Here is a 9921-nt window from a genome sequence, read left to right on the forward strand (position 1 = left end):
CCGGCGTGGCCGACGGCGTCCTCACCGCGTCGGGCCCGGTGCCCGGGGCGCGCGTCGTCGGCGCCGAGCGGGCCGGCGTGCCGCGCACGGGGGACCGCGGCTGATGGCGCACCTGCTCGGCCTGGACTCCGTCTCGCTGACCGTCGGCACCCGCACGCTCCTGGAGGACGTCAGCCTCGGCCTGGACGACGGGCTGCGCGTCGGCGTCGTCGGGCCGAACGGCGCGGGGAAGTCGACGCTGCTGCGTCTCCTCGGCCGACGCCAGGACCCGGACGGCGGGCGGGTGACGTACGCCGGGGGCCTGCGGGTCGGGCTCCTGGACCAGCGCGACGACCTGCCCGGCGGGACGACGATCCGCGAGACGGTCCACGGGACGGGGGAGACCCACGAGTGGGCGCGGGACTCGCGCATCCGGGCCGTCCACGCCGGGCTCCTCGCGGACCTCGACCTCGACGCCGACGTCGCGACGCTCTCGGGCGGTCAGCGCCGCCGGGTCGCGCTGGCGGCGCTGCTGGTCGACGACCACGACGTCCTGCTGCTCGACGAGCCCACCAACCACCTCGACGTCGAGGGCGTGGCCTGGCTCGCCGAGCACCTGGTCGAGCGGTTCGGCTCCGGCTCCGGGGCGCTCGTCGTCGTCACCCACGACCGCTGGTTCCTGGACGCCGTCTGCACGCGCATGTGGGAGGTGACCGGCAGCCGGCACGGCGACACCCGCGGCGGCACGGTCCTGCCCTCCGAGGGCGGCTACGCCGCCTACGTCCTCGCCCGCGCCGAGCGCGCCCGCCAGTCGACCGTCACCGCGGAGAAGCGCGACAACCTCCTGCGCAAGGAGCTGGCCTGGCTGCGCCGGGGCGCACCGGCCCGGACGAGCAAGCCGCGCTTCCGCCTCGACGCGGCGGCCGCGCTCATCGCCGACGAGCCGCCGCCGCGCGACAGCCTCGAGCTGACGAGGATGGCCACCGCCCGTCTGGGCAAGCAGGTGCTCGACCTCGAGGACGTCACGGTGGCCGTGCCGACGCCCGACGGCGAGGGCGAGCGCGTCCTCCTCGACGACGTCACCTGGCGCCTCGGGCCGGGGGACCGGTACGGCCTGGTCGGGGTCAACGGCGCGGGCAAGACGACGCTGCTGCGGCTCCTCACCGGCGAGGTGCACCCCCGGTCCGGCCGCGTGCGGCGCGGCAAGACGATCGTCGTCGCGACGCTCAGCCAGGACGTCACCGAGCTGGACGAGCTGGGCGACCTGCGTGCCGTGGAGGTCGTGGAGCAGGAGCGGCGCAGCCTGCGCGTCGCCGGCAAGGAGCTCACGGCGTCCCAGCTGGTCGAGCGGCTCGGCTTCGCGCGCGAGCGCGCCCAGACGCTGGTCCGCGACCTGTCCGGCGGCGAGCGCCGTCGGCTGCAGCTGCTCCGGCTCCTCGTCGGGGAGCCGAACGTGCTCCTGCTGGACGAGCCCACCAACGACCTGGACACGGACACCCTCGCGGCCGTCGAGGACCTGCTCGACGGGTGGCCGGGCACGCTGGTCGTCGTCTCGCACGACCGCTACCTGCTGGAGCGCGTGTGCGACCGGCAATGGGCGCTGCTCGGCGACGGGGCGCTGCGCGACCTGCCCGGCGGCGTCGAGCAGTACCTGCAGCTCCGGCGCGCGTCGTCGTCGTCGGGCATGCCCGCGGCGGCCCCGCTCGCCGCGGCGGACGAGGGTGCCGGGGGCGCGCCGGGTGCCGCGGGTGCGCCGGGCACCGACGACGTCGCGCCGGGGCCCAGCCAGGCGGAGGTGCGCGCGGCACGCAAGGAGATCGCGCGGATCGAGCGGCGGCTGCAGCGCATCGCCGAGGCCGAGGACCGGCTGCACGCGAAGATGGCCGCCGTGGCGACGGACCACACCGCGGTGCTCGAGCTCGACGCGGAGGCGCGGGCGCTGACGGCGGAGCGGGAGCAGCTCGAGGAGGAGTGGCTCCTGGCGGCCGAGGTGGCCGGCTAGCGCCGACCGTCGGACGAGCGCGGGATTTCGGACGAGCGCTGGACCTCAGACGAGCGCTGTGCCGCCGTGCGCGGCGAGGCCGGCGGCCACGGTGCGCAGGTCGGCCCGCCACACGTCATCCGGCACGGGCGGCAGCAGGTCGTCCCACACGGCGGCGAACGTCCCCATGGTCTGACGCACGCGCGCCGTCCGGGCGAAGAACCAGACGTGCAGGTGGGTGCTGCCGTCGCCCCACTGGGAGAAGTGGACGCGACCGACGTGCGGGAGTGCGGACATGACGCGGACCAGCCGGGAGGTCATGACCCCGAAGGAGGACGCGAGGCCGGCCTCCATCTCGGTCACGTCCAGGTGCTCGCGGGGCGTCAGGAAGAGCTGCAGCGGGAGCCCGGTCGGGGCCGGCGGCGCCGCGACGCGCCACGTCGTGTCGCGCCAGATCGCCCCGCGGTCCGGGTCGGCGGTGCACCAGCACTCCGCGGGGTCGGCGCCGTGACGCTCGGGCTCGGCGGCGACGGGCTGCTCGAGCGGCCGGACGAGCATCTCCCCCTCGAAGGGGAACGTCCGCCAGCTCGCCGTCGGCGGCAGGGGCGGTCGTCCGCCCTCACCCAGCAGGCCGACGACGCGGGCGTACATCTCCTCGGCGGACTCGGGCACCGCGGCTCCTCTGGTCGGCCGGTCAGGCGTCGGGTAGTCAGGCGTCGAACGGGGCGACGAGCTCGCGCAGGAGGTCCGCGAGGGTGCCGCGGTCGGCCTCGGGGAGCGCGGCGAGGAGGTCGCGCTCGGTCCGCAGCAGGCCCTCGAGCGCGGCGTCGACCCGCTCCAGCCCGGCGGCCGTGAGGCGGACGAGCACGCCGCGGCGGTCGCCCGGCGCGGGCCGGCGCTCGACCAGCCCCCGGGCTGCGAGCCGGTCGATGCGGTTCGTCATCGTCCCGCTCGTGACGAGCGTCTGCTGCACGAGGGTGCCGGGGGAGAGCTGGTACGGCTCGCCGGCGCGGCGCAGCGCCGAGAGGACGTCGAACTCCCACAGCTCCAGGTCGTGCCGCTCGAACGCGGTACGCCGCGCCAGGTCGAGGTGCCGCGCGAGGCGGCTCACCCGCGAGAGGACCTGGAGCGGGGCGACGTCGAGGTCGGGACGCTCACGCCGCCATGCCTCGACGATCCGGTCGACCTCGTCCGTCACGCCGGGTCCTGCTGCAGGAGCGTGGGCTTGCGCTGCAGGTCCGCCAGCCCGTGCCAGGCGAGGTTGACCAGGTGCGCGGCCACCTCGTCCTTGTCGGGCTTGCGGGCATCGAGCCAGTACTGCCCCGTCAGGGCCACCATGCCGACGAGCATCTGGGCGTACAGCGGCGCCACCCGCGGATCCAGCCCGCGCTTGGTGAACTGGGCGGCGAGCAGGTGCTCGACCTGCATCGCCACGTCGCCGATCAGGCTGGAGAAGGTGCCGGCCGACTGCGTGACGGGCGAGTCGCGCACGAGGATGCGGAAGCCGTCGGTCGACGTCTCGATGTACGTGAGCAGCGCCAGGGCGGTCCTCTCGACCAGCTGCTGCGGGTGGCCGCCGGCCTCCAGCGCGGAGGTGAGGGAACCGGTGAGGGCCTGGATCTCCCGGTCGACGACGACGGCGTACATGCCCTCCTTGCCGCCGAAGTGCTCGTAGACGACGGGCTTGGAGACCTGCGCGCGTGCGGCGATCTCCTCCACGCTCGTGCCCTCGAAGCCCTTCTCGGCGAAGAGCTGCCGGCTGACGTCGAGCAGCTGCTCGCGCCGCTGGGTGCCGGTCATCCGGGCCCGGGCGGGGCGCTTGCTCGAGGAGGCCACGTCCCCATCATGCCGTGCCGGCGCCCCGGCCCCCCTGAGGCGGGCTCGCGGTGCGCCGCCGCGGGGCTGGCAGGATGGGGCACCGTTCCCGACGCCCCCGCGGCGTCGGTCCGCCCTGGTGTAACGGCAGCACGCAGGCCTTTGGAGCCTTGCGGTCCAGGTTCGAATCCTGGGGGCGGAGCCGGCCGGAGCCGGAGCGCGCGGTGTCCGCCCGCACGCGCAGCAGACCGGACCGCGGGCCGCCGGGACGGAGGTCCCGTTCTCACGGCCCGCACCGTTTCTAGTGTTCGGGGCGCACCCTCGCGACGGGTGCACCGCGACGACCCCTGGGAACCCTCATGACCTCCTCCTGCCCTGCGCCCGGCCCGACCCGCTTCCGGGCGTCGATCGTCCGCCTCGGGACCACCCTGTTCCTCGCCGGCGGGCTCGCCCTGGTCGCCGCCCCCGCGTCCGCGCACGAGCGGTGGTTCGCCGAACCGGCCGACGGCGGCGACTGGGCGTTCTTCGCCTCGCCCCCCGCTCTCGGTGCCGCGCTCGCCGTCGTCGTCGTGGCGGTCGTGTGGCGGCTCGCCGCGGCGCGCCTGCCCCGGCCGGAGCTGCCGTTCCTCGCCCCGCTCGGGCGCCTCGCCCCGTACGTCCCGCGCCTGCTGGCCGTGCACCTGGGCGTCGCGCTCCTGGCGCTCGCGGTGACGGGCTCGTTCCTCAGCCCGGCCGTCCCCCTGGAGGACGTCCCCGGCGGGGCGCTGGCCGGCGTCGTCGAGGCCGTGATCGGCATCTGGCTCGTCACCGGGGTGCGCCTGCGGGCGGCCGCCGTCGGCGTGGCTCTCCTGGGACCGTTCGCCCTCCTGGCCGCGGGACCGGTGGCGGTCCTCGAGAACGCGGCCATCCTCGGGATCGCCGCCTTCCTGGCCGTGGTGCCGCCCTCGGACGGCACGTTCGGCCGGGTGGACCCGAGCCCCGAGCGGCTCCGGGTCGCGGTCCTGCTGCTCAAGTCCCTCGTCGCGGTGACGCTCGTGACCCTGGCCTTCAGCGAGAAGTTCACCAACCCCGGGCTGGCGCGGAACACGCTGGAGGCCTACCCGGAGCTCGACGTGCTCGCGCTCGTCGGTGTCCAGGTTCCCGTCGACACGTTCGTCGTGGTCGCGGGAGCCGTCGAGCTGCTGTTCGGGCTCCTCGTGCTGTCCGGCGCGCTGCCCCAGGTCGCGACGCTCGTGGCGATGGTGCCGTTCAACGCGACGCTGCTGCTCTTCGGTACCACCGAGGTCATCGGGCACCTCCCGGTCTACGGGCTGTTCCTCACGCTCCTCGTCTACGGCTCGAACCCGGTGACGGCCCCGGCCGTGGCGTGGCTGCCGTCCCGCGCGGAGCTCGGCGGTCTCGCCGGACGGCTGCGTGGCGGCGACCGCGTCGAGCCCGCCCCGGTCGGGACGCCCGCCGCCTGAGGTCCGGTGGAGGGTTCGTCCGGCCGGTGACGACGGACCCTCCACCGCGCCGGACCGCGCCGGACCGCGCCGGACCACGGCGTGGCCGCGCGTGACCCCGGCGTCCCGGACCAGGGCGCGGCGGTAGAGTTGGGCCACGCCAGGACCATCGCCGGCGGCGCCGCACCAGGGCCCCGCGGAACGGCAGATCCGACGGGAGACCGAGTGACCACCCCACGCCCCGCAGCCGTCGTCGTGCTCGCCGCAGGCGAGGGGACCCGGATGCGGTCCGCGACGCCGAAGGTCCTCCACACGCTCGCCGGTCGCACGATGCTCGGCCACGCCCTCGTCGCGGCCCGGTCGCTCGAGCCGGAGCTCCTCGCGGTCGTCGTCCGGCACGAGCGGGACCGCGTCGCGGCGCACGCCCTCGAGGTCGACCCCCACGTCCTGGTCGCCGACCAGGACGACGTCCCCGGCACCGGTCGGGCGGTGCAGTGCGCGCTGGGCACGCTGGAGGCCGCGACCCGCGCCCGCGCGGTCGCGGCGGGCGGCGACGACGGCGGCGCGCTCGACGGCCCGATGGTCGTCCTCGCCGGGGACATCCCGATGCTCGACGGCGGGACGCTGGCCGAGCTGCTCGCCGCCCACGTGGCCGACGGCAACGCGGTCACGGTCCTCACGACCGAGGTCGAGGACGCGACGGGCTACGGCCGCGTCGTCCGGGACCCGGCCACCGGCGAGGTGACCGGGATCGTCGAGCACAAGGACGCCGACGACGCCCAGCGCGAGATCCGCGAGATCAACTCCTCGGTCTACGTCTTCGACGGCGCCGTGCTGCGCGGGGCGCTGGGGCGCCTGGGCCGGGACAACGCGCAGGGCGAGGTCTACCTGACGGACGTGCTCGCGATCGCCCGGACCGACGGCGGTGCCGTGCGGGCGGTGCGCGTCGACGACCCGTGGCTGGTCGAGGGTGCCAACGACCGGGCCCAGATGTCCGTGCTCCGGGCGGAGATGAACCGCCGGATCGTCCACGAGTGGATGGTCTCGGGCGTCACGGTCGTGGACCCGGCCACCACGTGGATCGACGTCGAGGTCGAGCTCGAGCCGGACGCGACGGTCCTGCCGGGCACGCAGCTGCTGGGCCGGACCACCGTCGCCCGCGACGCCGTCGTCGGCCCGGACACCACGCTGACCGACGTGCAGGTGGGGGCGGGGGCCCAGGTGGTCCGCACCCACGGCTCCTCCGCCGTGATCGGGGCGGGCGCTGTCGTCGGGCCCTTCTCGTTCCTGCGGCCGGGCACGGAGCTCGGGGAGGACGGCAAGATCGGCGCCTACGTCGAGACGAAGAACGCCACGATCGGGGCGCACTCGAAGGTGCCGCACCTGTCCTACGTCGGGGACGCCACGATCGGCGAGCACAGCAACGTCGGCGCGGGCACGATCTTCGTCAACTACGACGGCGTGGCGAAGTCGCGCAGCACCGTCGGCGACCACGTGCGGATCGGCTCCGACAACGCGATCGTCGCGCCGGTCCGGATCGGTGACGGCGCCTACACGGGGGCAGGCTCGGTCATCCGCCAGGACGTGCCTCCCGGCTCCCTCGGCATCAACACCGCACCGCAGCGCACCATCGACGGGTGGGTCCTGCGCCGGCGCGAGGGCACGCCCTCCGCGCAGGCGGCCGCGGCCGCCCTGCGGCCCGACGTGGACGACGACGCCGCGCTGTCGGCCCAGGCCCGGGCGGAGCGAGCCCGTGCCGGCCGCGACCACGACTGACAGCGGGTCCGCCGCGCGTGCCCGCCGGACCTCCCCGCCCCCGCCCCAGGAAGAAGGCCTGCCGCAGATGACCGGGATCACCTCGAGCGACTCCGAGAAGCGGCTCGTGCTCATGTCGGGGCGCGCGCACCCCGAGCTGGCCGAGGACGTGGCCACGGCGCTCGGTGTCGAGCTCCTGCCGACGACCGCCTACGACTTCGCGAACGGCGAGATCTACGTCCGGTTCAGCGAGAGCGTGCGCGGCACCGACGCGTTCGTCCTCCAGAGCCACACGGCGCCGATCAACCAGTGGATCATGGAGCAGCTCCTCATGGTCGACGCCCTGAAGCGGGCGTCCGCCAAGACCATCACGGTGGTGCTGCCGTTCTACGGGTACTCCCGCCAGGACAAGAAGCACCGCGGTCGCGAGCCGATCTCCGCCCGGCTCGTGGCGGACCTCTTCAAGACCGCCGGCGCCGACCGGCTCATGAGCGTGGACCTGCACGCCGCCCAGACGCAGGGCTTCTTCGACGGGCCGGTCGACCACCTCTGGGCCATGCCGCTGCTGGTGGACTACGTGCGCACGCGCGTCGACCTCAGCAACGTGGCCGTGGTCTCGCCCGACGCCGGCCGGATCCGCGTCGCCGAGCAGTGGGCCGCCAAGCTCGGCGGCTGCCCGCTGGCCTTCATCCACAAGACCCGGGACATCACCGCACCCAACCGCTCGGTCGCGAACCGGGTGGTCGGCGAGGTCGACGGCCGCACCTGCATCCTCACCGACGACCTCATCGACACCGGGGGCACGATCGCCGAGGCCGTGCGCGTCCTGCTGGCGGCGGGGGCCAAGGACGTCATCGTCGCCGCGACGCACGGCGTGCTGTCGCACCCCGCGGGGCAGCGCCTCCAGGAGTGCGGTGCCCGGGAGATCGTCGTGACGGACACCCTGCCCATCAGCGAGGACCGGCAGTTCGAGAAGCTCACGGTGCTGTCCATCGCGCCCCTGCTGGCACGTGCGATCCGCGAGGTGTTCGACGACGGGTCGGTCACCTCGCTGTTCGACGGCGCCTCCTGACGCGACCGCAGCCGCGGCGCCCGGTGCGGTAGGATCGGCAGCCGTGCCTCGGCGAGGGACGTCGGACGGCCGGAACCCGGCAGGACCCCCCAGGGGTCGCTGCCCGAGGGACCAGGCCCCGGCTCCGTGAATCGACGCGGCGGCCGTCCTGCGCGTCCGTCCTGCGTCCCGCGCCGAGGCCGCCCACCGGGTCCCCACCCCGGTCCCGAGAGCCACCGAACCATCCCCAGGAGCCACCGTGTCCGAGATCAAGCTCGCCGCCACCGCCCGCACCGAGTTCGGCAAGGGTGCTGCCCGCCGCATCCGTCGCGCCCACCAGGTCCCCGCGGTCATCTACGGCCACGGCGAGGCCCCCGTCCACATCACGCTCCCGGGGCACGAGACGATGCTGGCGCTGAAGCACGCCAACGCCCTGCTCTCGATCGAGCTCGACGGCACGTCCCACCTCGCGATCGTCAAGGACATCCAGCGCGACCCGATCAAGCCGATCATCGAGCACGTCGACCTGCTCACCGTGCGGGCCGGCGAGAAGGTCACCGTGGACATCCCCGTGCACGTCACCGGCGAGTCCGCGCCCGGCACCGTCGCGCTGGTCGAGGCGCAGACCCTCCAGGTCGAGGCCGAGGCGACGCACATCCCCGAGAACGTCGAGGTGTCCATCGAGGGCCTCGAGGCCGGCACCACGGTGACCGCGGGCGAGGTCAGCCTGCCGTCCGGTGTGACGCTGCTGGGCGACCCCGAGGCCGCCGTCGTCGTCGTCGCGCAGGAGCGCACCGAGGAGGAGCCGGAGACGGGCGAGGAGACGCCGGCCGAGGCTGCCGCCGCGGACGAGGCGACGGCCGACGCGGAGCCCGCCGAGGAGGCCTGAGCCGCCGTCCGACCCCGGTCGGACACCCCGCCGTGCGACGCCCGGTCCCCTCGGGGGCCGGGCGTCGTCGCACCCCGCCAGCGACCTCCGGAGGACCGTGATGACCGACCCGTGGCTCGTCGTCGGCCTGGGCAACCCCGGGCCCGCGTACGCGGGGAACCGGCACAACGTCGGGCAGATGGTGCTCGACGAGCTCGCGCGCCGGGCGGGCGTCGCGTTCGGCTCCCACCGCAGCCGGGCCCAGGTGGCCGACGTCCGGCTCGGCGTGCTCCCCGGCGGGGCCCCCGGGCCGCGGGTGCTGCTCGCGAAGCCCCTGTCCTACATGAACGTCTCGGGCGGACCGGTCGCGAGCCTCGCCGCGTACCTCCAGGTGCCGGTGGACCGGCTCGTGGTCGTCCACGACGAGCTGGACATCCCCTACGCCGACGTGCGGCTGAAGCGCGGTGGGGGAGAGGGCGGGCACAACGGCCTGCGCAGCATCAGCTCGGCCGTCGGCAGCAAGGAGTACGTCCGGGTGCGCGTCGGCATCGGCCGCCCGCCCGGGCGGACCGACCCGGCGGACTTCGTCCTCAAGGACTTCGGCACGGTCGAGCGCAAGGAGCTGCCGTGGCTCCTCGACGCCGCCGCGGACGCGGTCGAGATGGTCGTCCTCGAGGGACTCGAGGCCGCGCAGCGGAGGTTCCACGCCCCCGTCGGCTGACCTGCCGCAGTCGGCCTCCGTCGGGCCGGACCGACCCTGGAGGTGAACGACGAGGGGCCGGCGGGGTGGTCCCACCGGCCCTCGTCGCGTCAGGCGGGTCTCACGACGTCGTGGTGGTGACCAGGTGTGCGTCGCCCCAGTTGGCGTGGTCCTGGGTGGACCCGTTGCCGGCGTTGGTGACGACGAGGCGGAGGTTCGATCGGCCCGTGACGTCCACGACCATCGACTTGGCCGGCTGGCCGCCGCGGATCACGCCGCTGTCCGCGAGCTTCTTGCTGCCGTCCCAGACCTGGAAGACGACCGAGCCGC

Annotated in this window: 10 protein-coding genes and 1 tRNA gene; 7 read left to right on the top strand and 4 right to left on the bottom strand. The window is 75.0% G+C overall.

The features are described 5' to 3' along the window. Positions 1 to 103: 103 nt before the first annotated feature. Complete coding sequence (locus N866_RS12755) at positions 104 to 1981, top strand: ABC-F family ATP-binding cassette domain-containing protein (RefSeq protein ID WP_034226892.1); 1878 nt, start codon at positions 104 to 106, stop codon at positions 1979 to 1981. A 45-nt stretch (positions 1982 to 2026) separates the two neighbouring features. Here the strand turns inward: N866_RS12755 and N866_RS12760 are convergent, their stop codons facing one another. The 3 genes from N866_RS12760 to N866_RS12770 are packed head-to-tail and all read right to left on the bottom strand — an operon-like array spanning position 2027 to position 3760. Then, on the bottom strand, positions 2027 to 2632 hold the full coding sequence (locus N866_RS12760) for a hypothetical protein (RefSeq protein WP_155855352.1): 606 nt from the start codon (positions 2630 to 2632) through the stop codon (positions 2027 to 2029). Positions 2633 to 2669: 37 nt separating this feature from the next. Continuing rightward, the gene (locus tag N866_RS12765; RefSeq protein ID WP_034226893.1) at positions 2670 to 3158 is read right to left on the bottom strand and encodes a MarR family winged helix-turn-helix transcriptional regulator; all 489 of its coding nucleotides are present in this window, start codon (positions 3156 to 3158) and stop codon (positions 2670 to 2672) included. Next, positions 3155 to 3760 (bottom strand): TetR/AcrR family transcriptional regulator, encoded by a 606-nt coding sequence (locus tag N866_RS12770; RefSeq protein WP_034226908.1) that lies wholly within the window; start codon positions 3758 to 3760, stop codon positions 3155 to 3157. The genes N866_RS12765 and N866_RS12770 overlap by 4 nt, the downstream gene beginning before the upstream one ends. A gap of 145 nt (positions 3761 to 3905) precedes the next feature. On the opposite strand from N866_RS12770, the gene N866_RS12775 reads away from it, so the two are divergent. The 6 genes from N866_RS12775 to pth all read left to right on the top strand — a co-directional run bounded on the left by N866_RS12775 (position 3906) and on the right by pth (position 9612). Further along, positions 3906 to 3977 (top strand) — tRNA-Gln (locus N866_RS12775). Between the two features lie 157 nt (positions 3978 to 4134). Further along, entirely contained in the window at positions 4135 to 5238 is a 1104-nt protein-coding gene (locus N866_RS12780) for a hypothetical protein (RefSeq protein WP_034226894.1), read from the top strand. 204 nt (positions 5239 to 5442) lie between these two features. Continuing rightward, complete coding sequence (gene glmU, locus N866_RS12785; protein WP_034226896.1) at positions 5443 to 6993, top strand: bifunctional UDP-N-acetylglucosamine diphosphorylase/glucosamine-1-phosphate N-acetyltransferase GlmU; 1551 nt, start codon at positions 5443 to 5445, stop codon at positions 6991 to 6993. A gap of 67 nt (positions 6994 to 7060) precedes the next feature. Continuing rightward, a complete protein-coding gene (locus tag N866_RS12790; protein ID WP_034226897.1) occupies positions 7061 to 8044 on the top strand; it encodes a ribose-phosphate diphosphokinase in 984 nt (327 codons plus the stop codon). Between the two features lie 238 nt (positions 8045 to 8282). Next, positions 8283 to 8912: a 50S ribosomal protein L25/general stress protein Ctc gene (locus N866_RS12795; protein WP_034226898.1), complete on the top strand. Its 630-nt coding sequence runs from the start codon at positions 8283 to 8285 to the stop codon at positions 8910 to 8912. 100 nt (positions 8913 to 9012) lie between these two features. After that, the gene (pth, locus tag N866_RS12800) at positions 9013 to 9612 is read left to right on the top strand and encodes an aminoacyl-tRNA hydrolase (RefSeq protein ID WP_034226899.1); all 600 of its coding nucleotides are present in this window, start codon (positions 9013 to 9015) and stop codon (positions 9610 to 9612) included. Between the two features lie 100 nt (positions 9613 to 9712). On the opposite strand, the gene N866_RS12805 is transcribed toward pth, so the two are convergent. Then, positions 9713 to 9921: NPCBM/NEW2 domain-containing protein (locus N866_RS12805; protein WP_034226902.1), on the bottom strand; the 209-nt coding region annotated here is incomplete at its 5' end.

The organism is Actinotalea ferrariae CF5-4 (assembly GCF_000603945.1).
GTDB classification, from domain to species: domain Bacteria; phylum Actinomycetota; class Actinomycetes; order Actinomycetales; family Cellulomonadaceae; genus Actinotalea; species Actinotalea ferrariae.